At 37.9% G+C, this 26886-nt stretch carries 31 protein-coding genes; 24 read left to right on the plus strand and 7 right to left on the minus strand.

The features are described from left to right. Positions 1-13 precede the first annotated feature (13 nt). From TZ97_RS00970 to rpsI, 4 genes are all read left to right on the plus strand, one after another. Positions 14-529 carry an NYN domain-containing protein gene (locus TZ97_RS00970; RefSeq protein ID WP_045759088.1) on the plus strand — a complete coding sequence of 172 codons (516 nt, stop codon included), beginning with the start codon at positions 14-16 and terminating at the stop codon, positions 527-529. After that, positions 526-1389: a DegV family protein gene (locus TZ97_RS00975; RefSeq protein ID WP_045759089.1), complete on the plus strand. Its 864-nt coding sequence runs from the start codon at positions 526-528 to the stop codon at positions 1387-1389. The genes TZ97_RS00970 and TZ97_RS00975 overlap by 4 nt, the downstream gene beginning before the upstream one ends. A gap of 152 nt (positions 1390-1541) precedes the next feature. Beyond that, the gene (rplM, locus tag TZ97_RS00980) at positions 1542-1988 is read left to right on the plus strand and encodes a 50S ribosomal protein L13 (protein WP_002876943.1); all 447 of its coding nucleotides are present in this window, start codon (positions 1542-1544) and stop codon (positions 1986-1988) included. 18 nt (positions 1989-2006) lie between these two features. Then, complete coding sequence (gene rpsI / locus TZ97_RS00985) at positions 2007-2399, plus strand: 30S ribosomal protein S9 (RefSeq protein ID WP_000075973.1); 393 nt, start codon at positions 2007-2009, stop codon at positions 2397-2399. Positions 2400-2509: 110 nt separating this feature from the next. Here rpsI and TZ97_RS00990 read toward each other — a convergent pair whose 3' ends face one another. The 6 genes from TZ97_RS00990 to TZ97_RS01015 all read right to left on the minus strand — a co-directional run bounded on the left by TZ97_RS00990 (position 2510) and on the right by TZ97_RS01015 (position 7704). Further along, on the minus strand, positions 2510-3727 hold the full coding sequence (locus tag TZ97_RS00990) for a site-specific integrase (RefSeq protein ID WP_045759090.1): 1218 nt from the start codon (positions 3725-3727) through the stop codon (positions 2510-2512). Between the two features lie 69 nt (positions 3728-3796). Next, entirely contained in the window at positions 3797-4048 is a 252-nt protein-coding gene (locus TZ97_RS00995) for a helix-turn-helix domain-containing protein (RefSeq protein ID WP_045759091.1), read from the minus strand. Between the two features lie 62 nt (positions 4049-4110). Further along, on the minus strand, positions 4111-5484 hold the full coding sequence (locus TZ97_RS01000; RefSeq protein ID WP_045759092.1) for a Rep family protein: 1374 nt from the start codon (positions 5482-5484) through the stop codon (positions 4111-4113). Between the two features lie 232 nt (positions 5485-5716). Next, positions 5717-6808: a P-loop NTPase family protein gene (locus tag TZ97_RS01005; protein WP_045759093.1), complete on the minus strand. Its 1092-nt coding sequence runs from the start codon at positions 6806-6808 to the stop codon at positions 5717-5719. A gap of 250 nt (positions 6809-7058) precedes the next feature. Beyond that, positions 7059-7400, minus strand: a complete 342-nt coding sequence (locus tag TZ97_RS01010; RefSeq protein ID WP_045759094.1) for a hypothetical protein — start codon at positions 7398-7400, stop codon at positions 7059-7061. After that, entirely contained in the window at positions 7387-7704 is a 318-nt protein-coding gene (locus tag TZ97_RS01015; RefSeq protein WP_045759095.1) for a hypothetical protein, read from the minus strand. Before TZ97_RS01015 ends, TZ97_RS01010 begins: the two co-directional genes overlap by 14 nt. A gap of 174 nt (positions 7705-7878) precedes the next feature. Here TZ97_RS01015 and TZ97_RS01020 point away from each other — a divergent pair, with 174 nt between their 5' ends. From TZ97_RS01020 to TZ97_RS01075, 12 genes are all read left to right on the plus strand, one after another. Further along, positions 7879-9222, plus strand: a complete 1344-nt coding sequence (locus tag TZ97_RS01020; RefSeq protein WP_045759096.1) for a hypothetical protein — start codon at positions 7879-7881, stop codon at positions 9220-9222. A gap of 178 nt (positions 9223-9400) precedes the next feature. Continuing rightward, complete coding sequence (locus tag TZ97_RS01025; protein WP_045759097.1) at positions 9401-10600, plus strand: adenine-specific methyltransferase EcoRI family protein; 1200 nt, start codon at positions 9401-9403, stop codon at positions 10598-10600. Then, on the plus strand, positions 10590-11756 hold the full coding sequence (locus TZ97_RS01030) for an HNH endonuclease family protein (RefSeq protein WP_045759098.1): 1167 nt from the start codon (positions 10590-10592) through the stop codon (positions 11754-11756). Before TZ97_RS01025 ends, TZ97_RS01030 begins: the two co-directional genes overlap by 11 nt. 390 nt (positions 11757-12146) lie before the next feature. Further along, positions 12147-12782, plus strand: a complete 636-nt coding sequence (locus tag TZ97_RS01035) for a PBECR4 domain-containing protein (protein WP_268747582.1) — start codon at positions 12147-12149, stop codon at positions 12780-12782. 631 nt (positions 12783-13413) lie between these two features. Next, positions 13414-14028, plus strand: a complete 615-nt coding sequence (locus TZ97_RS01045; RefSeq protein ID WP_045759101.1) for a CadD family cadmium resistance transporter — start codon at positions 13414-13416, stop codon at positions 14026-14028. Positions 14029-14039: 11 nt separating this feature from the next. After that, the gene (gene cadX, locus TZ97_RS01050; protein WP_025022989.1) at positions 14040-14378 is read left to right on the plus strand and encodes a Cd(II)/Zn(II)-sensing metalloregulatory transcriptional regulator CadX; all 339 of its coding nucleotides are present in this window, start codon (positions 14040-14042) and stop codon (positions 14376-14378) included. Between the two features lie 45 nt (positions 14379-14423). Continuing rightward, complete coding sequence (locus TZ97_RS11010) at positions 14424-14558, plus strand: hypothetical protein (RefSeq protein ID WP_003004655.1); 135 nt, start codon at positions 14424-14426, stop codon at positions 14556-14558. A gap of 69 nt (positions 14559-14627) precedes the next feature. Further along, a complete protein-coding gene (locus TZ97_RS01055; protein WP_014334291.1) occupies positions 14628-14912 on the plus strand; it encodes a hypothetical protein in 285 nt (94 codons plus the stop codon). Positions 14913-15278: 366 nt separating this feature from the next. Beyond that, a complete protein-coding gene (locus TZ97_RS01060; protein WP_045759102.1) occupies positions 15279-15866 on the plus strand; it encodes a hypothetical protein in 588 nt (195 codons plus the stop codon). A gap of 4 nt (positions 15867-15870) precedes the next feature. Then, positions 15871-17247: a hypothetical protein gene (locus TZ97_RS01065; protein WP_045759103.1), complete on the plus strand. Its 1377-nt coding sequence runs from the start codon at positions 15871-15873 to the stop codon at positions 17245-17247. Between the two features lie 14 nt (positions 17248-17261). Beyond that, positions 17262-17558, plus strand: coding sequence for a hypothetical protein (locus TZ97_RS01070; protein WP_031576114.1), 297 nt, complete (start codon positions 17262-17264; stop codon positions 17556-17558). Between the two features lie 8 nt (positions 17559-17566). Then, the gene (locus tag TZ97_RS01075) at positions 17567-17893 is read left to right on the plus strand and encodes a hypothetical protein (RefSeq protein WP_031576111.1); all 327 of its coding nucleotides are present in this window, start codon (positions 17567-17569) and stop codon (positions 17891-17893) included. 1123 nt (positions 17894-19016) lie between these two features. Here TZ97_RS01075 and TZ97_RS01080 read toward each other — a convergent pair. Further along, positions 19017-19220 carry a CsbD family protein gene (locus TZ97_RS01080; protein ID WP_003014014.1) on the minus strand — a complete coding sequence of 68 codons (204 nt, stop codon included), beginning with the start codon at positions 19218-19220 and terminating at the stop codon, positions 19017-19019. Positions 19221-19537: 317 nt separating this feature from the next. Between TZ97_RS01080 and TZ97_RS01085 the strand changes: the two genes are divergently transcribed. The 8 genes from TZ97_RS01085 to hrcA all read left to right on the plus strand — a co-directional run bounded on the left by TZ97_RS01085 (position 19538) and on the right by hrcA (position 26863). Further along, entirely contained in the window at positions 19538-20128 is a 591-nt protein-coding gene (locus TZ97_RS01085) for a rhomboid family intramembrane serine protease (protein ID WP_045759104.1), read from the plus strand. A 144-nt stretch (positions 20129-20272) separates the two neighbouring features. Then, positions 20273-21394: a VanZ family protein gene (locus TZ97_RS01090; RefSeq protein ID WP_045759105.1), complete on the plus strand. Its 1122-nt coding sequence runs from the start codon at positions 20273-20275 to the stop codon at positions 21392-21394. Between the two features lie 284 nt (positions 21395-21678). Beyond that, complete coding sequence (locus tag TZ97_RS01095) at positions 21679-21945, plus strand: ACT domain-containing protein (RefSeq protein ID WP_003004214.1); 267 nt, start codon at positions 21679-21681, stop codon at positions 21943-21945. 18 nt (positions 21946-21963) lie between these two features. Beyond that, positions 21964-23301 carry a PFL family protein gene (locus tag TZ97_RS01100; RefSeq protein ID WP_045759106.1) on the plus strand — a complete coding sequence of 446 codons (1338 nt, stop codon included), beginning with the start codon at positions 21964-21966 and terminating at the stop codon, positions 23299-23301. A gap of 81 nt (positions 23302-23382) precedes the next feature. Continuing rightward, complete coding sequence (locus TZ97_RS01105) at positions 23383-24072, plus strand: histidine phosphatase family protein (RefSeq protein WP_045759107.1); 690 nt, start codon at positions 23383-23385, stop codon at positions 24070-24072. A 123-nt stretch (positions 24073-24195) separates the two neighbouring features. Beyond that, positions 24196-24897 carry a histidine phosphatase family protein gene (locus tag TZ97_RS01110; protein WP_045759108.1) on the plus strand — a complete coding sequence of 234 codons (702 nt, stop codon included), beginning with the start codon at positions 24196-24198 and terminating at the stop codon, positions 24895-24897. Beyond that, entirely contained in the window at positions 24887-25660 is a 774-nt protein-coding gene (locus TZ97_RS01115) for a M15 family metallopeptidase (RefSeq protein ID WP_045759109.1), read from the plus strand. The genes TZ97_RS01110 and TZ97_RS01115 overlap by 11 nt, the downstream gene beginning before the upstream one ends. A 168-nt stretch (positions 25661-25828) precedes the next feature. Continuing rightward, positions 25829-26863 (plus strand): heat-inducible transcriptional repressor HrcA, encoded by a 1035-nt coding sequence (hrcA, locus tag TZ97_RS01120; protein WP_045759110.1) that lies wholly within the window; start codon positions 25829-25831, stop codon positions 26861-26863. Positions 26864-26886 lie beyond the last annotated feature (23 nt).

Below are 26886 nucleotides of genomic sequence, written 5' to 3' on the forward strand. Positions count from 1 at the left end.
GAAAGGCAATGATATGAAACGAAAAATCTTATTGGTTGACGGCTACAATATGATTGCCTTCTGGCAGGAGACCCGCCAGCTCTTTCAAAAAAGTGAGCTCGATGCGGCGCGCAACATCCTCCTGCAAAAACTGAGCCATTATGCTAGCTTTGAAGGGATCGAAGTCATCTGTGTCTTTGATGCCCAGTATATGCCAGGAGTGCGGCAGACCTACGATGAGTTCAATGTTCAGGTGGTCTTTACCGGTGAGGATGAGACGGCAGATGACTATATCGAGCGCTTGGCGGCAGAGCTCAATACGCCCCTCCACCAGGTATCCGTCGCGACCAGTGACTTACATGAGCAATGGACCGTCTTTGCTCAAGGAGCCCTTCGGGTATCTGCTAGAGAGTTAGAGAAACGAGTCGCGGTCGTCAAAGGAAACCTTAATCAGGCGCAACGAGTGGTCAATGATCAAAAACCACCCATGCGACCGTTCGATCACCAAGTATTGCGACAATTACAAGAAATGATGGGAGACAAGAAATGACATTTGCTATTTTGACTGATTCGACCGCAGATTTGGACCAAAACTGGGCCAAGGAACACCAGGTGACTATTCTTGGGTTGACCATTGAGTTAGATGGGACGGTTTACCAGACAGTAGGAGAAGGTCAATTGACCAGCCCGGAGCTTTTAGAATCTATGAAAAATGGAGCAAAACCGACAACCAGTCAGGTCAATGTGGGCCAATTCCAGGAGACCTTTAAGCACTTTGCAAAAGAAGGAAAAGCTGTACTTTATGTAGCCTTTTCATCGGTCTTATCTGGGACCTATCAGAGTGCAGTCATGGCACGAGACCTGGTTTTAGAAGACTACCCGGAAGCCGTGATCGAGATTGTCGATCCGAAGGCTGCTGGGATTGGAGAGGGCTACCTGGTTATGCGGGCAGTAGCTGCGCGTGATGCGGGCCGTTCATTAGCAGAAGCCAAAGAAGAAATCATGGACTTAGCGCCAAAATTGCGGACTTATTTCCTCGTCGATGATCTCTACCACCTCATGCGTGGAGGCCGTCTCTCAAAAAGTGCTGCGATCATGGGAAGTTTGGCCAGCATCAAACCCATTCTCTGGATTGATGCGGAAGGAAAACTAGTTCCTATTAGCAAGGTTCGGGGACGCAAAAAAGCTGTCCGAGAATTACTGGAGCTGATCAAAGCCGATATCGGTGAAAGCACAGCCTTGGTATCATATACCAACGATCTAGAAGGAGCAGAAGCACTGAAGCAAGAAATGCTTGCGCTTGAAGGCATCGATGAAGTCTTCGTGATGCCTCTTGGACCAGTTATTTCAGCCCACGTCGGCCCGAATTCCTTGATCGGATTTGTCATTGGAAAAGAAAATCGTAAATAATTTTCCAAATCGGTTGACTTTTATCTTAGAATTTTGATACAATAGTAGGCGGTATTGTTTACCCCATTTGTAAGGCCCCGGAACCTTTCAAATAACTCGCGGACCGGAACATCCGCCCTGTAAACAAAAACGACATTCATATAGGAGAAATCATGAACAAAACTACATTCATGGCTAAACCAGGCCAAGTAGAACGCAAATGGTACGTTGTTGACGCAACTGATGTACCTCTTGGACGCCTTTCAGCAGTTGTTGCTAGCGTGCTTCGCGGAAAAAACAAACCAACATTCACACCTCACACTGATACAGGTGACTTCGTAATCGTTATCAATGCTGAAAAAGTTAAATTGACTGGTAAAAAAGCAACTGATAAGATCTACTACACTCACTCAAACCACCCAGGTGGATTGAAATCAATCTCTGCTGGTGAACTTCGTTCTAAAAATGCAGTTCGTTTGATCGAGAAATCAGTTAAAGGTATGCTTCCACACAATACTCTTGGCCGCGCTCAAGGTATGAAATTGAAAGTATTCGTTGGAGCTGAGCACACTCACGCTGCACAACAACCAGAAGTTCTTGATATTTCAGGACTTATCTAAGGAAAGGAACAATAAAGTATGTCACAAGCACAATATGCAGGTACTGGACGTCGTAAAAACGCTGTTGCACGCGTTCGCCTTGTTCCAGGAACTGGTAAAATCACTGTTAACAAAAAAGATGTTGAAGAGTACATCCCACACGCTGACCTTCGTTTGGTCATCAACCAACCATTCGCAGTTACTTCAACTGTAGGTTCATACGACGTTTTCGTTAACGTTGTAGGTGGTGGATACGCTGGTCAATCAGGAGCTATCCGTCACGGTATCGCTCGTGCCCTTCTTCAAGTAGACCCAGACTTCCGCGATTCATTGAAACGCGCAGGACTTCTTACACGTGACTCACGTAAAGTTGAACGTAAGAAACCAGGTCTTAAGAAAGCTCGTAAAGCTTCACAATTCTCAAAACGTTAATCAAAACGATTATATCAACGTTTCGAAACACTTCATGGTTCACACCATGGAGTGTTTTTTTGATGATTTTTAGCAAAATTCACACCACTTTTCACACCAAATTCACACCATTACTTTTTAAGATTGCGAAAGGCAATTTCTCCAACAGCCATTGGGATTACGTTTGAAGTGTTCACATAAGTCTTAGTTGTAATCGTATCACTATGAGTGAGTGCTTCAGAAATAGCCTCCATAGAGGTTCCAGCCTGTTTAGCGAGTGTAGCTCCTGTATGTCGTAATTTATGAGGGGTTGCATGTGCGAGTTCTGGATGACGACGCTTAACAGATTTCATCTTGTTGTTAAGATAATCAGCATGGAGACAACTGTTTACATTTCCCTTTGTATCAATATACGTAAAAACATACTGTTCAGGAGTTTGCATGATGTTAAATGAAGCCAGTTCAGATTTTTGTTGCTTCTTCCAAGAATTTAACAAGTCGGTAAGTTCTTGTGGAATCGAAAAAATCGTCTTTTTATTCCCTTTAGTTGACTTTTGATTTTTATATCGATCTAAGGCTTGAACCAATTGAATTTGTTGATTTTTGAAATCAATATGTTTCCATTGCAAAGCGTAGCTCTCTGACTTTCTATCTCCTAAAAAGAAGGTAGTATAGAACAAAACATAGTCTTTGAATAGAATTTTTTCAGTCTCTAAATCCCTTTCAAAAGCTGTAAACCATGCTTGAAGTTCTTCTTGAGATAGATATAAATCTTCATCTTTTTTAGATTCCTGTAGCTTGATTTTCTTAGTGGCTTTGATACGGCTTATAGTTTTTGATAGGCGATTAGTTTCGATATACTCTAATTCTTCTGCCCAGTCAAAGATAGAGTTAACGTAGCTCCTGATAACTTTGAAATTTGCATATTCTTCAGCCTTTTGAGTCAATAGATTTAGTACAACTTGCTTATTTTGATTAAGAAAGTCTATTGAATAATTTCCAAGTAAGGGTAAGATGTGTCTTCTGAAGACAATTTCTGTACCGTCAATGGTAGCTTGTGAAGGTGGTTTTATGGTAGATGTTGTTTGACCTGCTGTATAGGCTCCCCACCAAATATCGCGATAAAAATCGGAAAAGAGTATTGAACCATTTGTTTTCAATGATGTTGATTCTCCACTTAAGATTTTATCTATCTTATTGCGAAGTTCTAGTTCGTATCTTTTTGCTTCACTCTTTGATTTGAACCGTTTTTCAATTACTTTCTTATCAATACCTAGCGAAGGTTTAACCTCCTCAGGAATATAAACACGTAAGCGATAGGTTCCGTTTTTAGTTTTTGTAATAGACATAGTATTCTCCTTTTGAATTGAGCCAGAAAAATACCGTGGCTCTATTATAAACAAACCACGGCAAAAATTCTACTGCTTTTGTAACCAACGATTGATTTCAATTTTGTTAAATCGGACAGTTTTTCCGACACGAATGACTGGTAAACCTTTTTGGATCCAACTGTCAAGAGTGTTATTGGAGATCCCAAGGTATTCGCAGGTTTGTCGTTTGTTTAAATATGAACTTTCAATGTTGCTGTTGTTTAGTTGATTTTCAATTTCTCGTTTGACTGCATCATCAATAAGAAACTTAATTTGTTCATCTGGTAAAAATACTTGCATTTACTTACCTCTTGTTTCTTTCAGGGAATTTTGAGATAATAGCAACAACAAAAGTAGTTGTGCTATTTTTGTTGATTGTTTGGGTTATCGTTGTTCGTTTGGTCGCTTGCATCGATAACCTTTTTTGTTTTGTTCCAATTCATATTTGTCGTCACTGTTTCTAGAATTTCTTCTAACGCCTCATCTCGCTGAATAGCAGGAGACTTTTGAAAAGTGTAAGAATGGTGGACCCGAATGTTAGTTCCGAAGGCTTCTATTGTGCTTTCCTCTGCTGTTTTTTCGTGAGGACAAACATGAAAAATGTCATTGTGTATGTGTACTAACAAGTCAATTCTTCGTACAAATTGTCCTAAGTCTTCATTGTGGTTTCCATTCGCAAAATAGAATAGCTCAACTGGTAACTTTGTACTTGTTATTATAATCACTCTTGCTGAGCCCATTTTATTATGATAACGAGCTGATATTGGACTTATTGTGTATGGATCTAATAACTTTAACCAGTCGGAAACAGTGAAACTATTTCCTTTAATATCATCAAGGAATAGAATTTCTTGACCGCTGTATTCGTCGAATGCATTTGTAGAAGCAGTCATACATGCTTCCCAATTTAATCCATTTTTCACTGCGCTTGCTTGAATAAGCTCTATCAAGTCTTTGCTGAGTTTCGTTTTTCCTACACCGCTACTAGCTTGTATAAAAATTACTGTCTTCTTAAATTTCCCTGCTTCAAGTTCTGCTATTGTACGGTAACTTCTACGCTCCCCAGCAGTTTCTAAAGCTTCATTTACTTTGCGTTTATGTTGGCCATAAATGGCGTAATACTCGTCTGTGAGCATAATATTACGTTTAGTCACTTCACCATCTAATATCCGTTCAACTAGCCAATCAACACTGAGGTTTGTTTCCTTGGCTTTTTTTGTAGCTCTACCTTTAAGCCATGTCTCTATGCTTCGATTGTAGATGCTTGTGTAATCTTCGCCTAAGACGGTGGTGACTTCTTCTGGCCGGTACTGATATTTTGTTTCATCTTTTGCGTGCACTAAGTATGCTAAGCAATTGTCATAACCATACCTACCAGACTTGAGTTTTTCTAGGTACTGTGGTTCAACTTCAACAGCTAATGCAATTTTATTCAAGGAAGCGCCTTTTTCAAATTTCAACAAAGCATGAACGTGAACTGCTTTATCTTCGACTGTATTTGTCATCAGGTTGGAATCCCAAGTCGAAATCTTGTCTTTGTCATGTCTAATGATATAAGCTTCTTTAACGATAATATCGCTAGATTTGAGCTTCTTGATAATCATTTCAAGCAATGGACGACAATCGCCATTCTTAGCCTGTTGGACGGGCCCTTTATAGTCAGGTGATAGCCAGTATTTTTCTTCTAATTGTTGTACCAACATAATTGCGGTAAGATTTGCTTCTTTCTTCCCCATAGTTATAGTTACCTCGTTTAATATAATTATTCTTTTAACTATTCCCTTGATAGAACAAGGGTTTGAATTTTATCAAGAATGCTCAAAGCCTTGTTCTATCTGTTTTTTTGATATGCACGGCACTTGACAAGCCCAGTGCCGTGCAGGCGTTGGAATAGTTAGAATTAGTTTTGTTTCATCTTTTCAAGATGACCGATCATGTGTCTCATCGGCTTCGTCATGAATCCGTTATCTAATCCTCAAACCAAGGAGTTTCATAAAAGTGGGGGACCTCCCACTTTTTTCCAGAACCAAGGATACGAGCGACTCCTTGTCCTTTCCCATAGCTACGTTTAGGCATGTCCGCAAACCCGCTCATCAGATACTTGCGTTCATCCGCAGAATCGGCAGCACCACCCAACATAATTACTGCATCGGAACAGTTTACACGAGCTAAGCTAGGTAAGAATCCCTCTTTAGTAGCATATTGAGATATAGCGATAATATGAATCCCAGCAGACCCGCCAGTAGCGGAAAGACGGTTGATAGCAGTAGTCCAGCGTGACGTGAGTTTTAGATTTTTATCCACTTTATCTAAAGATTCGAGAGAAGCGTTTAGGTTTCCTAGCTCGTCTATGAAAAGTCCAATATCTGGCATATTTTCCATTTCGAGGTACTTTTCTTTGTTAGCTTCGTTGATTTCAGCAAGCCGTTCGTCCATCACAGAACACCAAAACTCAGCACGCTCTACAATTTTAACAGGGTCTGATTGACCATCAAACTCCTTAACGTATCTATCATACTTAGCGGAATTATATTCAACAACCCAACCTTGTAACAGCATTAAACGAGCCATATAACGACCAGCAAGCACGGATTTCCCTGCTCGAGTGCGAGCAATGATGCTCAAATGAGGTACAATATCGGAATGCCAAATAAGGTCTTTAGATAGGCGTATGGATTGTTTGTTTTCACATACCAGACTGTTCAAGGAGTCCTTGTCTCTGACAGTTAATCGTTGAGAGGTTAACACATCTTCAAAATAAAATAAGATAAAACTATCACCGACTGACAATTCTGAGCTTATAACAGCAAACCTTTGATATTTACCCGCTAAGATTCCAGATACACGTTGCTCAAATTTTTCGCGGTTTGCTCGTTCCCAGTTTGCGATGTTCTCGATAGCAATATAACCATTCAGTAGGTCTTCATCTACCCAGACACGAATTTCTGGCATTTCATGCCCGTAGCGTGTAGTATTAGATAACTTGAGGACATCTGTGATCTGCTTGTCGTTAATTAAATGTGTTAATTGCTGTGCTAATTTTCGAGCTTTGTTAGACATGGGGGGTATCTCGATCGATGAAACTTCTTCACGTTGAAACCAATTATATAATAGTATGAGGAATGTGATGATCGTTACAGCGATACTGTATATCAATGGTTTTACCAGATATAATGACAGTACTGTTATTGTTTGGCTTATTAAGAAGATCAATCCAGTCAACCCAATTGTAACCGTAAGGGCTATCAGAGAGAGTTGATAGCCCTGAGGTGTACAATTTGGTATAGGTCTGATTCTTCGGTATTTATGTCTACGCATTACGTGGGACCACAGATACTGAATCAGCAGCATACCAACCGATACCATTTGCAGTTGCACCACCACGTACAATTTGAAATTGAAGAATGGTACCGAACTTAACTTCGACTTTGTTAGGTGCTTTAATGGTATATTCGAGGTCGTGGGTGGTGTCTACGACAGAATACTTGTATTTGCCATCAATTTCCTCAATTGAACCAATTGAGACTACTTTTAAAGTCGGGATAACATCAGTTGTATACTCATTTCCAGTTTTTTCACTAGTCATTACTTTTGGTTGAGTCTCATGCATTAGAACTTCCGCAAGAGTCCGATTCCAATTAGTTTTTGCCATTGCTCTTACCTACTTTCTTTTTGTCAAGGTTGGAAAAAATATCTTCCAAACGAATTTTGATTTGACGTTCTTTGTCAATCTGATCTAGTAGCTTATTTTCAGACATTACATCGATATCTGAATCATAAGCTATAGATAAAGTTAAGAACGACAAGTCATCTTGTCTATACCAAAGCTCTCTCAGTTCAATTGGTACATTTTTAAAATGATAATCGCCACTCGCTCGTTGGTATGCCGTATTTCCGTAATTTACCAAGCGATTAGTGCGTAAATCACGAAGTGTTTGTTTTAAATTTGTAACCATGTTACTAACCTCGTTAAAATTCTAGTTGGCAAGTTCTCCGCCAACAGGAGATGTTATCACAAAAAAATTCTTTTCAAGATTTCTTTGTGATTTAATTGTATCATTTGCCATTTGGTGTATTTTGGTGTAGAATTCAGATGGTTTAATAAAAAAAATACACCAAAGGTGAGGAAGATGGATTTTATTAATAGTAGTAATGTATTTTACCAATATACAGCAGATAGGTTGAAAAGACGTAGAGAGGTGCTGAAATTAACAAATGATGTGATTGCTAGAAAAAAAATTTTTGTGCATTACGAGGCGTATAAGGATTGGGCAACAGATGAAGATGAGCCTGAAAAATTTATAAGTGAGGATAATATAGAGAAAACGAAATTTGACTCTACTTTAATTTCACGAATTATTAATAATGAGAGGGGAAAGATTGGAAGAAGAAGCTCCCCGAATCCTTTTTTGATCCCACCTTCATATGAAGAATTATTAGTAAAACAGTTACAGTTTAATAGTAAACGCGAGCTATTTTGGGGAGCGTCTGTTGAAACTGAATATATAGCAAAGACTTTTTATACAAATTTGTTTGAAGAAGTATTGGCTGATAATCAGTCGGAATTGAGTGAGATACTAAATTTGTGTTTAATAGATTATGTTCCTTATTCTAGAGATTTAGCGTATTACCAAATGATTGTAGAGAGATGTATCGAACAGTATAGTGAATCTTCAGATCAGTCAGATTTGATGGGAATTAAAAAGAAAAATAGTGAAATATGGAATACATTTATTAATTTGTTAGATAATGATCTTGAACACCTAATTAATAGTTTACAAAAAGGAGACTATTTGGCAATTATCATGTATGCAACAATTAATTTTATAATGGATTTGGTTGGGAAAAATGAGGATAGAAATGATATACACTCTGTTTTTATTTCATTTCAGATATTGAGAACAAATATAGAATACTTCAGGAGAGAGGCGATTGGCCGTATCATTTATACAAATTTTGATAGTTTACTTGAATTGTTTCAAGATTATTTTTATCAACTGGATAATTTTAAATCTTTAAATAAAAAAATATCTAAATTTACTTTGAATATTCTAACACCGTTTTTCAAGGAATTATTAGGCGATTCGGATGAGTTTAAAAACTACTCGCTTGGATATAGAGTAAAAAATATTATTGAAACAGATATTGAAAGTATTTTTTCTTACGCAAGTAAAGTTTCTCAAGAACAATTTGATGATACTACAAATCCGAATAGTAACATGTATAAGAAGTGGTTGCAAACTACCAAAGTTTACATATCTGATCTCAAACATATTCAGTGGCTTACAGATGGAGCAAGATCAGTAGATTCTGCTCAAAAGGATCTAGAAAGATGTTATATAGCGTGTTCAGATATTGAAAATCTTCATAGTGATTGGTTAAAGAAGTATAATAGTTATCTCTCAAATATTGATTTAATCGAGTATGGATATTATATGGAAGCTGATGAATACTTTGAACTGCTTGATAAATGAAAATATGATAATAAAATAAGAAATCTAAGCTTTTATCGGCTCTAGTTTTCTATTTATGGGAACTACATGATATAATTAAAGAAAAGAAATATAGTATAAAGTTTAACAAATATATTTTTTAATGGGATATTTAAAGAAATGATTAAATAAGGAATATCAAAATAATAGGAGAATCTAAATGGCTAATTCGCGTCAAGCGCATTTGACAAAAGCAAAAAAAGGAAAGAATGATGAATTTTATACTCAGTGGTCGGATATAGAAAAAGAGGTTAATGCATATATCGAATATAATCCAGATGTTTTTCGTAACAAAATAATTTTACTCCCAGCTGATGACCCTTTTGAGAGCAATTTTTTTAAGTTTTTTGCGACAAAGTTTAATGAGTTTGGAATCAAAAAGCTGATAGCGACCTCATATGCTCCGAGCCCTATTGTCAATACCCAATTAAGTTTGCTACCTGAACTTATTCCGGATATCGATTTTGAAGTATCTAGTGATAAGCAGATAAAAGGAGCATACAAAATAGAATTAAATGAAGTGATTGATGAAGATGGGACTGGTACAGTTAATATAGAAGATGTTATAAAACGTTTACAAAAAGAAAAAGATTTAATAGATTCAGGCCAAAATAGTCAAATTTTATCATATTTGAATGGAGATAATAACCCAGATGGCATTAGCAGGTTTTCTGCAGGTGATTTTAGAAGTGAAGAGGTAACTGGACTACGAAATCAAGCAGATATGATAATTACTAACCCACCATTTTCCCTATTTCGTGAGTTTTTAAGTTGGATTAATCCATTGGAGAAACAATTCTTAATCATTGGAAATATGAATGCAATTACCTATAAAGAAGTATTCCCATTAATTAAGGAAAATAAAATATGGCTTGGAACTGGAATGGGACGTTGGATTTCAGGCTTCATTGTTCCTGAGAGTTATGAATTGTATGGAACTGAAGCCAGGATTGAAGAAGGTGCTCGGATTGTATCGACAAATAATGCACTCTGGTTGACAAATATTGACCATGGGAAACGTCATCAACCTTTATCTTTAATGACGATGGCTGACAATATCAAGTATAGTAAACACAAAAATATCAAAGGGCAGGAGTATTTATATTACGAAAATTACGATGCTCTAGAAGTACCATATACAGATGCAATCCCCAGTGATTACAAGGGTGTTATGGGAGTTCCAATATCATTTTTAGATAAGTACAATCCTGAACAATTTAAAATATTAGGTGCAAGCGATAATGGCGCTATCGATGATAAATACAAATTGACTCACTTTAAGAAACACAACGAGCCATATATAAATGGTCGTAAAGTATATAAAAGAATTTTTATTGAGGCTCTGAAAAATGAAGACTGAATTAAAAACATACACAGTAAAAGAAATCACAGAAGGTTTTGTCTACAACGAATTTGAAGGAAAGGGTCTTTTCGGCTTGTCTGGGAAGCTGACAATTCAGCCGGAATATCAAAGAAATTATATTTATGCTGATGGAAAAAGAGATGTAGCCTGTATTGACTCACTCATGAAGGGCTATCCATTGGGATTGATATATTTCAACAAGATAGATGAAGATAACTATGAAGTATTAGATGGTCAACAACGGATAACGTCTATAGGTAGATATGTGAATGGAAAGTTTGCAATAGAATTTAATGGAAATAAACATTATTTTTCTGGCTTGAGTCAAGAGCAACAAGAACTTATTTTAAATTCTGTTTTACTCGTCTATGAGTGTGAAGGGACTGAGACAGAAATTAAAGAATGGTTTAAAACAATCAATATCGCTGGTGTTCCCTTAAATCAACAAGAGTTAAGAAATGCTATTTATTCAGGTTCGTTTGTATCATTGTCTAAGCAAGAATTTTCAAACTCACAAAATGCGAATCAGCAGAAATGGCAATCTTATATCAAAGGTGTACCAAATAGGCAAGAGATTTTGGAAGAAGCATTGAAATGGGTAAGCATGGGTGACATAGACGCCTATATGTCAAAACATAGACAAGATACGACTATTAATGAGTTGAAGATATATTTTAACACCGTTATTGACTGGGTTTCGAGTGTCTTTGTCAATGTAGAAACTGAGATGCGTGGATTGGAATGGGGTAGATTATATGAGACTTACCATAATAATTCCTATAATCCCTCTGAAATAGAACAACGGCTATCTGAATTATATGAGGATAGTGATGTTTCAAAGAAATCAGGTATTTATGAGTATTTATTGAGTAAAGAAAAACCCGAATTAATAAAGTTACTATCAATTCGAGCATTTACTGAAACGGATAAAAAATCAAAATATAAAGAACAAACCAACGAAGCTAAAAAGACAAACGTTTCAAATTGTCCTGTTTGTAATACTGATACACCGTATGACCACATGACTCATATATGGGCATATAACGAAATGGCTGGTGACCATATTGTACCATGGAGTAAAGGTGGAAAAACAGAGCGTAACAACCTTCAAATGTTGTGTAAGCACCATAATAGTTTGAAATCTAATTACTAGGAAAATTAATTCTTGAGACTAATATTATCAATGGAGAGAACTTTTGGGTAAGATGTGTTCTAATTCATGTATTTGTAGAGATTTTTTCTTATCAGATTATATTAGTTAGATTAGATGAAAATTTGAGTCATAAAAATTATTGAACGTATTGATTAAAAAGTTTTTTTAAAAATTTTTACTTGACAAAGTGATGGGAATTAGGTAGTATAGTAATTGTAGAACACAACTATCGCTTTTAGCGTAGCCAAAGAATCACTGGTCGGTCTGTTTTGGTCAGTGGTTTGTAGATAGGCTTATTTGGGTTTTATATATTTTCCGCAAGCAGACGAATAAATATATCGTAGAAAGAGGTGTAAATAGCCTCTTTATTTTTTTGAGAAAAGGTATAATATGTTAAGGAATTTAATTCTTAGTTATAGGACGTTGATGGACACTCAGTATAAATTTACTACTACTCAGACCATTTCTGGACAAACTACAGAAAAATATATTGAATTAAGCTTCACAGAACCGAATTTCCATCATCTTATAGGTTTGCACAAGCTTAAAGGGGTAGATAAAGTCAAGTGTTTCAACGGTAAGACGGCTCAGGATATATATAACCAAATTTTGGGAAACCATATTACTTTTTATGATTTAGATAAAGATACATCTCAGCACAAGGCCGCATTTTTATCTAGGGCAACTTCTCTGAATCTAATTTATACGATGTTGGATAATATAAGGGGTAACTTAAAGGGGTTGTATTATTTTGATCCCAAAAAAATAGGTTCTAATATTAAAGCAAAGTATTTATTACATTTTCAATATAGGGATAAGGAATTTTATTTTTTATTTGATAAATCCGCTAAGAAGGTTAAGAATACTGATATTTGCTACCCAGTTTCAGTTTTTCGAAAAAAAATACAGAGCGAAATGAGAGCAGGGAATACCGCAAAACATTATGAAATGAGTCAAACTCTTATCAACTTAGTGAAAGTTGAAAAAATACAGGGAGAAACTACTACTACACTATATAAAAAATAGCTTCTTGATATCAAGTAAGCTATTTTTTGATAGTGATTGTTGCTATATATGGTGTGAACTTTTGGGTAAAATCTAGCTCAATTCGTGTATTTTTAGGGTAAAATTCACACCATTAAAATGAAAGTTATTCAAATTAGATGAAATTCTGTTTTCTGAAAATGTTGGAAAACATTGATTTTAAGCACATATTAAAACTTATTCAAATAGAAGTGTTTCCAACCAGGCTTGAAAAAAGCCCGTAAAGCGTCACAATTTAGTAAACGTTAAAACTTATTTATACTTATTGAAAGCATTTCGTCTAATACGAGATGCTTTTTTTCTGGTTTAATTTTACAAATTGGGAAAATTAAAAAGTACAAATTAATGAAGTGATTATTGATAAAAATAGTTAATAATTGGTTAAACAAAATATATAACTCGTTTATAAATTTATAGAAATGAACCATTATAAATCTCTTCTTAAATATTGAAAAAACCATTGGCAGTGGACATACTTTAAGACTATATATTTCTGAAACTAGTTTCACAATACAAATATTGACATGCAATTATTAATTGGTGGATTTTAAGTTGACATCTACAAAGTTTAATGTTAAAATACATTCAAAAATATATTTGAATGAGGTGCTTTATGGTTCAAAATGTTGTTACTTCAATAATCCTGTATTCTGGGACAGCCGTAGACTTACTTATTATCCTAATGTTATTTTTTGCCAAAAGAAAAAGCAGAAAGGACATCATTAACATCTATTTAGGACAATTTCTAGGCTCTGTTAGTCTAATATTCCTAAGTTTGCTTTTTGCATTTGTCTTGAATTATATTCCTAGTAAAGAGATTTTAGGTTTACTCGGTTTGATTCCAATTTTCCTAGGCCTCAAAGTTTTGCTTTTAGGAGATTCTGATGGAGAAGCTATTGCAAAAGATGGTTTGCGAAAAGACAATAAAAACCTGATTTTTCTAGTCGCTATGATTACTTTTGCAAGTTGTGGCGCTGACAATATTGGTGTCTTTGTCCCATATTTTACCACCTTAAATTTAGCGAATTTGATAGTGACTTTACTTACTTTTCTAGTCATGATTTATCTCTTGGTTTTTTCTGCCCAAAAATTAGCACAAGTCCCTTCTGTTGGAGAAACTTTGGAAAAATATAGCAGATGGTTTATTGCCGTTGTCTATTTAGGATTGGGGATGTATATCCTGATTGAAAACAACAGCTTTGACATGCTATGGGCTGTGTTAGGCTAGGAGAAAAAATTATGAAAAAAGATAGTATCTGTCAAGTGGATGTTATAAATCAACAAAATGTTACAACCGCAACGAACTACCTTAAAAAGGAAAAAGTCCAAAAATCACTTCGCATTTTATCAAAATTTACCGATAATAAACAGATAAATATCATCTTTTATTTCCTTGCCGTCGAAGAACTCTGTGTCTGCGATATAGCCTGTTTACTAAATCTCAGTATGGCATCTGCCTCTCACCATCTTCGTAAACTAGCCAATCAAAACATCTTGGATACTAGAAGAGAGGGGAAAATTATATATTATTTTATAAAAGATGAGGAAATCAGAGATTTTTTTAATCAACTAGGATAACAACTATTTTTACTACTTTTCCATGATTATATATAGGACTTATCTATGAAATTTTTTGATGAAAATTACTCACAAGAAAGACCTGCTCGTAGCAAATGTTTAAGAAAAAAGTATAATTTAAAGCAAAGCGACCTAGGTAATGCAGGTCAAGTTAGCCAAGTTGAAAAGGGAGGAATTTGAAAGGATTTGTATCTTTTATTTTTTGTTTCATTTATGTCCTATGCTACTGGAATAGTTAGTAGTCATTTCATGAATCATACGGCACAGCTCTTTTATGGACTGATCGTTATTGTTTCAACGGTAGCAAACTGGTTTTTACATAAAGTAATTGATAAACCCAATATAGATCAGAAAGAATTACTTGAAGCTACCGCACAATATAGAAAGTTATTGATACCTGACCTAATAATTAAAGGAGTGGGATTGATTCTATCCTTAATTCTCTATCCTCCGATTATGATGTATAGTGTTTTGATTGCGGCATTTTACATCATAACTTTAAAAACACTATCTGAAAAAAGAGTGAATAACTAAAAAATGGTGATCAAAGTTAGGTGTATTATTTTAATGCTCACAGACCTAAACTATTCCCCTATTTATAATCTATTGATTCATATTTTATGAAATTAATCAGTAGATATCGTCCTGAAAAGCCTTGATAATACGCTGTTTTTAGTCCAACTGAAACCCATACTTTCCAAACCAGGCTTGAAGAAAGCTCGTAAAGCATCACAATTTAGTAAACGTTAAAACTTATTTACAGATATTGAAAGCATTTCGTATTCAACATACGGGATGCTTTTCTGTTTGGCTTAATGTTACAAATTTGCAATTATGTTATAATAAGTAATATGGTTGCATGAAAAAATGGTGGATAATCAATTAGATCGGAGGCGACTAATGAGAAATAAGGTTACTAAAATAATTGCTATTGTAATCATTCTTATATTTGGAGGAACATATATGTATAATAAGCTGACTAAACCAAATCTTGGCCCCAAAACAGCCAAACTCTATCAGCATGGCTTTCGTTTGCTAGAAGAGCAACTAGGAACTTATATCAAAGAGTATTACTCAGGAGTTGAAAAGATTGAATTTTCCCCAATCTACGTTACCGAAGAAGGCTCAACATTTTCAAATGTCTATGTGCGTCCAACTATATATGATAAGTATGGAAATAAAGCTACTCTTGGTACTAAAGTTAAAAATGTAATTTCAAGTGACATTGGTATCGTCTCACATATAATAGTTGATTTTGATGGAGATGGGAATGAAGTTATAGAATTAAAGGACTCAAATGGGAAATTTATTGATGTTTCCAATGAACAACACTTACCTAATGAAGTTAAACTGACTAGACAGCCTTTTATCGATGGAAATATCGAATTATTAGTTGAGGATGGTCAATTAAAAGGAGTTATGAAGAATGGTAAAGGGAGTCCGACTGCAGAAATTGTTTATAATATTAACTTGAGTAAAGGAGACTAATGATATGACTTTGTCTGATGAAGAAGTACAGAACTTACAGTTGGGGCTAAAAAGTAAAGTCAGAGAAAAGCCTGGTAAGATAATCCGTTATTATATAAACGAAGAGGAAAGATATTTCCAAATCGTTAACAGTATGGATGCCACTACTCAAGCAATTGCTTTTGTCCCTGTTGATGATCAAAAAGGTAATAATCCTAATTATCAGGAAACAACGATAGTTGTGGCGGGGACTCAGATTCCTTTTGAGCATTTAAAGTATTTTGATGAGCAAGGCTATTTTTGGAAAAAAGATTTCGATATTACGTTTTCTTTTTCAAATGCCATAGATTCTACAGTATTTGGCTTGACGGCTCAGGCAAAGGATATTGATAAATTTTACTTAGATACACAACAGAAGATTAAATCCAAAGATAAAAATGGTGTGATCTCTAACATGTCTGGTCATAGTCAATCAGGTCCAGGAGTTGCATATACAGCTTCAAAGTATGGTCTTAAAGAGAATCGGAATATTAAAGTTACAAATTTCATGGATTTCGCGGCTAAAAAAGCTGTAGATACAGGTGGCATTTCAAAGGAACAGGTAGCCTATCTTAATAAGAACGCTACGATCTATAGAGATAGTAGAAGGGACGTTGTTAATCTTGATGGTAATGGTGGTGCTGTTCCCTATGGAAAAACAATGATGTTTGAAGTCGTTGGAGACGAAGATGGACATTCACCTAGGACACCACATATGAAGGGTAATGCTTTAGACATTGACTGGTATTATAAGAATAACCGTTTTGCTTCTGGCATGACAGAAAAACAAGTCCGAAAGATTGCAGAATATAAAACGAAAAAAATACTTGATTATTTTAAAGTAAAAGGTAGTTATAATTTACCAGAGTCTTACGTCAAAAAGTATCTAGATAATTACGGTCCTTTCGCTTCTGAGCTAACTAAACAAGATTTAATCACTTTAAATATCAAACAAATAAAAGAGATAAAGGCCTCTTTGAAGTCTAGTTCTGGTAGTAAAAAAATTAGTTTAAGAGAAGAATTGGTCCGAGTAAGTGCGGAAACCACGAAACTTCAAGCTGAGGTTTACGAAGAAGAAATTAAATCAAAAATTGAATCTGAAAAGGAAAAGGTTTCTCAAAAAATTTCATCCCTTAAATCTGAAGCATATAGTATTGCTCATCACTTACCATCTAGTGAAGTAGAGGTTCTATTATCTGAACTAAGTTTAGATATTGCATGGAACAGTGTGAAAGAGTCAAACACTATCTCTGCGGCAAGCGATTATAGGAATAGAATGTCTCAAATTTCAGATAATCTGAATAAAGTTGCTGATAGAATTATTGAAAGTGATCAAATAGGTGCCAAGATTTTTAGCAATTAAAAGGGAGTTAATGAATGATTGAACCGAATACTGAAGATCGTTTAGAAGCAGAGCGCATAAAAATTGAATATATGAAAGTTCAAGAACGATTGGCAATCCAGGCCTTAGTTTCAACAACAAGAGCTGTCCTAATGGCAGAAGGAGCTATTTTACAAACATGGTTGGACTATCAGGCGTTTGAGATGCAGAATTTTTCCACTTTTCAAGTACCTGCTTCCCTAGAAGGAGGATTAACGGGGGGTGCTGCTGATGCCATCAACAAAACTTTAACCGAAGTACCTAAACCTGATCTGTCCAGCCCAATACTTTAAGAGAATACATGAATATTAATGATAAAATTAATAAAGTCGAGAGTGATCATCAAGCTTTCAGAAGAAAAGTAGCAGATTATGAATTAGATTATCAAGATATGAAGCGAGATGCAAAAAGACTATATGAAGATATAACTGACTTTATCATCTCCTATTGTCATAAACATAATCAAGAACTTCCAATACATGAATTGCAGCAATTAGAAGAAAATAGAGATAATTTTGAAAAGAGAATTTCTAGGTTTGAAACTAGATTAAGCCAAACGTATCAGGAAGAAAATAAACTTTATAATAAAAGCATGGAATCTCTTGAAGAAGAAAAGAAGAAGGTGTAACTCCTATCACTATTTATAATACTTTATAGTAATACTACTTGCTCCAATTGTCCGAAAATTTGTGTAAATTCCAAATTGAAAATGAACTAATTTTTGATAGCGATTCCTTTTATTTATAAATACGTCAACTCGTTGTAAAGATTGTTTGATCAAGATTTTTTGGAGAATCCAGATGTTGTTTTTTTCTCTACCTATTTTTCTAAAACTGAGAAAAATCTGATATAATAAGCTTTGTAGGTGTGTTATATCAATACTTACAGAACTAAACTATTCCCCTATTTAAAAAATATTGATTCAAATTTTATGAAATGAATAAGTAGTTTTAGTTCTGAAAAGACTTGATATTACGCTGTTTTTAGTCCAACTGAAACTCATACTTTCCAAACCAGGTCTTAAGAAAGCTCGTAAAGCTAGCCAGTTCTCTAAACGTTAATTCGTTGCTGGACAGCAGAATACAAACGAAAGCACTTTGCATCTTGCAAGGTGTTTTTTTTCTATGAGAACTGGCAGTGCGCAATTAGGATAGCTCTAGCGACTTTAGTCGCGTAGAGATATGCTATGCACAGTTGCCCCAAGAAAACAAGCGAAGCGATGTTTGATTGGATGGCAACCACTGCACGCAAAACGTTCTTCGAAAGAATTACAATACTTGTAAAGAGCGCCTTTCGGGGTGTTCTTTTTTATGCTTCCATACTAAATTGGTACAATTGACACAGTTGTTGTGGCTTTAACTACATACAAATACGGCTGCAATTCGACGAAGTCAATTGCCTCTAAACGTTAATTCGTTACTGGAATACAGAATACAAGCGAAAACATTTTACATCTTGCAAGGTGTTTTTATCTATGAGAACTGGCGGTGCGTAATTAGGATAGCTCTAGCGACTTTAGTCGCGTAGAGATATGCTATGCACAGTTGCCCCAAGAAAACAAGCGAAGCGATATTTGAATGGATAGCAACCACTGCACGCAAAATGTTAATTCGAAAGAATTACTATACTTACAAAGAGCACCCTTCGGGGTGTTTTTTCTATACCTAAGATAAATGGAAAATAAAAACCCACCCTATCTTCCACAGTCAAACATGACTGTAGAAAATAGAGTGGGTCTAGGATGTTAAAGACTATTTGTCGTCTTTATGAAAGATATTTTTAACGCCCTTGATAGCTCCTTCGACAGCTTCTTTTGCATCTTCAGCAACTTCTTTTGCTTTTGAAGCAACTTTTTCAGCAGTGCCTTCAGCTTCTGTTTTTGTATCACCGGTTAATTTACCGAAGCCTTCTTTAACAGAACCTTTTACTTGGTTCAATTTTTCTTCTAATGACATAGCGTCACCTCCATGAAGTTAGTCGTTTATTTCTCTGAATGCAATACTGTTGATTTAAAAAAATAAAAAATATTTGTCTCAGATTAGAATGAGTATATTCTTTTTAAAATGGAAAGTCAAATTTTTGCTACGGCTAAAAAACAGGATCGCTTTCCGGTCACGAATAATGACCGACTAATAAGTCACGATATTTCGTTTTTCCAGCAAAGATTTGAAACGAAAGAAGCAAAAACTTTTCTGTCTCCAATGAAATAAATGGTATAATGGTCGTGAATGGAAACATCGTAACGCTATTTTTTGAAAAAGAGAAGATAAACATGAAAAGAATCCTCACAATCTACCCGGTTATCAGTACTTTAGCTCTAATCTGTTTGTTGCTCGGTCTATTGACTTCCTTTTATGGGGATGCTATGTATGACCTGTTGGCCTTTCATTCGAAGCCAGTCTATGCTTGGCAATATGTCAGCGGGACCCTGATGCACGGTAGTAAAGGAGCCCCTATCTGGTTTTTATGGGTCCATTTGATTTTAAATGGACTCATGATCCTTCCTTTTGGAGGACTGCTAGAAAGAAAAAGAGGCTCCAGACAAGTCTTGATCGTTTTTGTGACGGCGACAGTCCTCTCTTCCATCGTTTTTCACCTCTTAACCCAGGAGCAGGACATTCAAGCAACAGGGATATCTGCTGTCGGATACGCCTTTGTGACCGGAGGGGTTATGATCCTGCCAAACGTGTGGAAAGAGTTCTCACGCACCGTAAAATGGTTTTATCTATTTTTAATTTTTCTATCTGGTCTCATGCTCTTACCAGTAATCACCGGATGGATCTCAACGCTATTGCATCTTTCAGGGATTGTGAGTTATCTATTGGTCTTTATCGGAAGTACTATCTTGAAGGGGAGAAGCTAACTATTAAGACGGCTCCTCAGTAAGGTTTTCATCGTACTTCCTTGACTCTTCCTCTACCAGGCCGTATAATATTCTATATCAATGAAGAAATCACCTTTTGTCATTGTGCAAAGGGTGATTTTATAACGAAAAAAAGGAGACACAATGGGGTATATCTCTACTATTAAAACGGCGGTTCAGCTCTTCCCTTTCCTGGCATTTTTGCTGACCTTGCCCTACATGATTTTGAATTATCGAAAATATGGTTCGGTCAATAAATTGCGGGTGCTGATTTTCTATTCTTTTATGCTTTACTTGATGACGGTCTATCTGCTGGTGATTTTGCCTCTGCCGGATCCAAGTAAGATTCATACTAGCTACTCGGAAATGGTCAATCTCCATCCCTTTGCTTTTGTGGTGGATTATTTCAAGGAGAGCCCCTTTGATTTAGCGCAGACTGGTACTTGGATTCAAGCCCTTAAGCATCCGACTTTTTATGTGCCCGCCTTTAATGTCCTGATGTTGATTCCTTTTGGGATGTATCTGCGCTATTATTTCAAGTGTGGTTTTAAGAAAACGATCCTTCTGACAGCCTTCTTTAGTCTCTTTTTGGAGCTGACCCAGTTGTCAGGTCTCTACTTTCTGTATCCAGGTCCTTACCGCCTAGCAGATGTCGATGATATTATTCAAAATACCACTGGTGGTGGAGTGGGCTATCTGCTCGGTTGGTTCCTGGTTTGGTTATTGCCGACACGAGACGAAATTGACGAGCATTCTTTCCGAGTAGGAACCAGAGTATCTGGTTTCCGGATGGGTCTTGCCTTCTTGATCGACTTTGTGATGCTATCCTTGCTTTACGCGGTAATCGAGCGTTTAGAGACGGTTCCTTATGTAGCGGTTTTGGCTGTCTATTTTGCCTTGATTCCCTTGTGGCGGGGAAAAACCTTGGGAATGGCTTTATTGAAATTCCGCCTGCATTTTGACAAGCAAAAATGGCTTCGCACCATCTGGCGGGGAATCCTGGTAGTAGGTTATTTCTATCTGATTCCTCAAGGGTTGTTCTATTTGATTTCGCTCTTGAATAGCGATTTGACGGACAATTCCCTCTTAACCCTGTCCATGATTTTATTGCTCTTCTTTGTGGTTTTATTGTACCTAATTCTCACTCTTGCCATCGTCTTACTCAATCGTCGCTTTCCCTTTGATCGTCTAGCTGGAGCTGAGTATGAGAGTACGGTGCGCGTGAAGAAAGAGCTCTTAAAAGATGAAACTGAATCGTCAAAATAGAGAAAGTGGGACAGAAATCGGTAATTCGTTAGAATTCGATTTCGTCGTCTCACCTCCGCACAGTTGAGTGGGGCTGTAAAAGCTGATGAAATCAGCGTAGTAGAGCCCACTCAACCACTGCGTCTTGCTCGACAATCCAAAAACAATAAAGAGGCTAGGACTTTTGTCCCAGCCTCTTTATTGTTTTATACACGTTTAATATATCCGAACGTTCCCAGTTGAGAAGGGCGATTTTAAGGGGATTGTGCTACAATGGAAGCAAATAGATAGAATGGAGCAGTGAAATGAAAGCAATTATTACAGTCGTTGGTAAAGACCAAAAAGGAATCGTAGCGGGTGTTGCAACGAAAGTGGCAGAATTAGGACTCAATATCGATGATATCTCTCAAACCGTATTGGATGAGTACTTCACCATGATGGCAGTCGTATCATCGGATGAGAAAAAAGATTTCACACAGCTCCGTTCAGAGTTGGAAGAATTCGGTCAGTCTCTGCATGTGAAAATCAATATCCAAAGCGCAGCGATTTTTGATGCCATGCACAATTTGTAAGATAGGGGTTGAGAATTTATGGACATTAAACAGGTAACAGAAACCATTGCCATGATTGAGGAGCAGAACTTCGATGTTCGGACTATCACCATGGGGATCTCCCTTCTCGATTGTATTGATCCAGATATCGAAAAGGCAGCGGAAAAAGTCTACCATAAGATTGTGACAAAGGCCAAAGACCTAGTGGCTGTTGGAGACGAGATTGCGGCAGAACTTGGCATTCCCATTGTGAATAAGCGGGTTTCGGTCACTCCGATTTCTATTATCGGAGCTGCAACCAATGCGACAGATTATGTCCCCTTTGCTAAGGCACTGGATCGTGCAGCTAAGGAAGTTGGGGTCAACTTTATCGGTGGCTTCTCAGCCCTTGTTCAAAAAGGCTACCAAAAGGGGGATGAAATCCTCATTAATTCTATTCCTCGCGCCCTTGCGGAGACAGATTTTGTCTGCTCTTCAGTCAATATCGGATCGACCAAGACGGGGATCAATATGACCGCTGTCCGAGAAATGGGGCGCATCATTAAAGAAGCTTCCCAAGCGGATCCAATGGGACCAGGTAAGCTCGTAGTCTTTGCCAATGCAGTAGAAGATAATCCTTTTATGGCGGGTGCCTTCCATGGTGTCGGTGAAGCGGATGTTGTCATTAACGTTGGGGTTTCAGGTCCTGGTGTCGTCCAACGGGCCATTGAAAAAGTCCCCGGTGCAAGCTTTGATGTATTGGCGGAAACAGTTAAGAAGACAGCCTTCAAGATTACCCGTGTCGGTCAATTAGTCGGTCAAATGGCTAGTGAACGTCTCGGTGTTGAGTTTGGGATTGTGGACTTGTCTCTCGCACCAACGCCAGCTGTTGGGGATTCGGTTGCCCGTGTCCTTGAGGCTATGGGGCTTGAAGTAGTAGGAACCCATGGAACTACTGCAGCGCTCGCTCTGCTCAATGACCAAGTGAAAAAAGGTGGCATCATGGCTTGTAATCAAGTCGGTGGTTTGTCAGGTGCCTTCATTCCGGTCTCAGAAGATGAGGGGATGATTGCGGCGGTTCAATCCGGTCATATCAACTTGGAAAAATTGGAAGCCATGACAGCTATCTGCTCAGTCGGTCTAGATATGATTGCCATCCCAGCTGATACTCCAGATACAACCATTGCGGCCATGATCGCCGATGAAGCAGCTATCGGGGTCATCAACCAAAAGACAACAGCCGTTCGGATCATTCCTTATGGCAAGGAAGGCGATATGTTAGAGCTTGGTGGACTTCTTGGGTCTGCTCCGGTAATGAAGGTCAACAAGGCTTCGTCAGCTGATTTCATTGCCCGTGGTGGTCAAATTCCAGCTCCGGTTCATAGCTTTAAAAACTAAGAGAAATCTAGTATAATAGTAGAAAATAGAAAAGTCTGTGATGATAAAACTCCAGACTTTTTTCTTGCAAAAGGAGACAAGATGGCTAAAACAAGATTATTTGTGATTCGTCATGGGAGAACCATGTTTAATACCATTGACCGTGCTCAAGGTTGGTCCGATACACCCTTGACAGCAGAAGGAGAACGAGGGATTCAGGCTCTGGGAATCGGCTTGCGTGAGTCTGGTTTGGAGTTTACTCGAGCTTATTCCAGTGATTCAGGCCGTGCCATTCAGACCATGGGGATCATTCTCGATGAATTGGGCTTGAAAGACCAGATTCCTTATCGCTTTGACAAACGGATCCGCGAGTGGTGTTTTGGTAGCTTTGATGGGGCATACGGTGGGGAGCTCTTTCACGGTGTCGTGCCGCGCGTGCTAGATGTAGAGGATTATAAGACCTTGACCTTGGAAGACTTGGCCAATGGCATTTGCCAAGTGGACACAGCGAATTGGGCTGAACCTTGGGAAGTTTTGAAAAGCCGAATCCTAGAAGGTTTTGAAGCCATCGCCAAAGAAGTAGAAGAAAATGGTGGAGGCAATGCCTTGGTGGTCAGCCATAGTTGGACCATTCAGACCTTGGTCTGCTTGATCGAAGGAAAACCAAATCTCAATCTGCCTCTTTCAAACGGTAGTGTTACCCTTGTAGAATATGAAGATGGAAAATTGACGGTTAAGGGGGTTGGAGATAGCAGTTACCGTGAGGTAGGTGAAAGCTTGCAAGAATCCTAGTCCATCCTGAAAGGCTGACCCTTTGGTCATGGCCTTTTCTTTCTCTCAAAACTTGTAAGAGCTTTCCTACTTTCTTTTTGCAAAAAATGATATAATGAAAGAGATACATACGGAGGTAATAGAATGACAAAAACCAGATTATATATTGCTCGTCATGGAAAAACCATGTTTAATACCATTGGGCGAGCACAGGGCTGGTCAGACACTCCGCTGACAGAAGCAGGAGAGCGTGGGATTCGAGAATTAGGACTTGGTCTCAAGGAAGCTGGGCTTTCTTTTGAAGAGGCTGTTTCGAGTGATTCTGGACGCACCATTCAAACCATGGGAATTATTCTTCAAGAACTCGGTCTGACAGGGAAAATCCCTTATCGTTATGACAAACGGATCCGCGAGTGGTGTTTTGGTAGTTTTGACGGTGCTTATGATGGTGATCTCTTCATGGGGGTCTTACCTCGTGTCTTTAAGGTCGATGATTTCCATCAGTTGAGCCTAATGGAGTTAGCAGAAGGAATCGTCGAAGTGGATACCACTGGATGGGCTGAATCCTGGGGAGCCTTGAGTAGTCGGATCAAAGAAGGTTTTGAAGCCATCGCAAAAGAGGTCGAAGCAGCTGGCGGCGGCAATGCTATTGTGGTTAGCCATGGTATGACCATTACGACCTTGATTTATCTCATTGATCCAAAAGCAGTCGAAGAATTGGTCTTGGACAACGGAAGCGTGACAGTTTTGGCCTATGAGGATGGTGCTTTCAGTATTGAAAAGATTGGGGATCTATCTTATCGTAAGGTTGGAGCAAAACTTCTAGAGGGTGGCCATGACGAATAAGTATAGACGCGCAAGAAAAAAACGTAAGAAGTGGTGGCCTTACCTATTGAGTTTCTTTCTTCTTGTGGTCCTTGGATCAGGAATTGGTGCTTACTTAGCGAAACCAAGCTTGTTTTCAGGGCTTCAGTTTTGGAAGGCTAAAAAAACAGCTGTAACGACTCCCTCTTCTTCTAAGAAAAAGAAAGAAAAATCAGATTTACCAGCCGTTTCGACCAAAGACTGGCAGTTGATCTTGGTCAATCGTGACAATGTGAAGCCAGAGCTGAACCCACAATTGACAGATGTAGATGCTATCAAAGTGGATAGTCGGATTGTAGAACCAACTCGTCAATTCTTAGAAGCAGCTCGCAAAATTGCCCCAGAAGAAACCTTGATATCAGGCTATCGAAGTGTGGCCGAGCAAACAGAGCTCTATAATGAGCGTGTTGCGCAACTAGAGGCTAGCGGCCTTTCGCACGAAGAAGCTGAAAAGCAGGTGCAGACCCAGGTACAGGTCCCTGGTGCGAGTGAACACCAGACAGGACTTGCGATTGATATGAGTGTCGAAGCTGGTCAAAGTGATGAGTTGGGCTTGCAGTTGGCTGCCATCGCACCGCAATATGGCTTTGTTCTTCGCTACCCAGATGGGAAGAGCAACATCACGGGTGTGAACTTTGAGAATTGGCATTTCCGTTATGTTGGCGTAGAAAATGCTCAGTATATGGCCAAGCATCAGCTAGTATTGGAAGAATATATTCAGCTATTGAAAAAAGCTGGCAAATAAGAGGAGATTCACTTCTCTAGGTCTTAAGAATGATTTTTAGCACTCTTGAAAAAAGAGTGCTAATTTTTTGGATTTTTCTCTTGACTTTCTTTTGGATGGGTGTATAATAGAATCATGGTTTAGCACTTGAGTGTTTAGAGTGCTAAAAAATGAAAGAGAGGTGAGGTCATGGTTACAGAACGTCAAAATGAGATTCTCAATCTTGTTGTCGATATCTTTACCAAGACCCACGAACCAGTCGGTTCAAAAGCGCTACAAGATGTCATTCAATCCAGTAGTGCGACCATTCGAAATGACATGGCTGCTCTCGAAAAGCAAGGCTTACTAGAAAAAGCCCACACTTCGAGTGGACGCATGCCTAGCCGAGCTGGTTTCCAATATTTTGTTCAGAACTCGCTTGATCTAGAGCTGATTGATGAGCAAGATGTCTACCAGGTGGTGAAAGCCTTTGATTTCGAAGCCTTTAAGTTAGACGATATCTTGGATGCTACGGCCAAGTTACTAGCCCAGATGACGGGTTACACCGCAGTGATTCAGGATGTTGAACCGACACGTCAGCGCTTGACTGGTTTTGAAATTGTTCCATTATCCAATCACGATGCCTTAGCAGTTCTGACCTTGGATGAATCAAAGCCTGTCACCGTACAGTTTGCTATTCCAAAGAATTTCTTAACCAGTGACTTGGAAATCTTCCATCAGCTAGTTCAAGAACGTTTCATTGGAAATACGGTCTTGGATATCCACTACCGCTTGCGGACGGAGATTCCACAGATTGTACAGCGCTATTTCAAGACGACAGACAATGTCTTGGATCTATTCGATTACGTCTTCTCGCAACTGTTTCAAGAACTGGTCTTTGTAGAAGGAAAGGTTTCATCTTTGAGTTATGCCGATCTTCAGACCTATCAGTTCTTAGATAATCCCCAACACGTAGCCTTGGAGTTACGAGGAGGAATGCCGGAAGACCAAATGACCCAGATCCTGGTTGCGGAATCCCAAGAAAAGGCCTTGAAAAATGTGACGGTCATTAGTCACAAGTTCTTAGTTCCTTATCGTGGGATGGCCCTCATGCATGTGATCGGTCCCGTAGAGATGGATTACAGGCGTGTGATTAGCTTGGTCAATGTCATCGGACGGGTATTGGTCATGAAGTTGACGGATTACTACCGTTACCTCAACAGCAACCATTATGAAGTAAATTAAGACCAAATGAAAGGGGTGTATGC

The organism is Streptococcus parasanguinis, assembly GCF_000963275.1.
GTDB classification, from domain to species: domain Bacteria; phylum Bacillota; class Bacilli; order Lactobacillales; family Streptococcaceae; genus Streptococcus; species Streptococcus parasanguinis_B.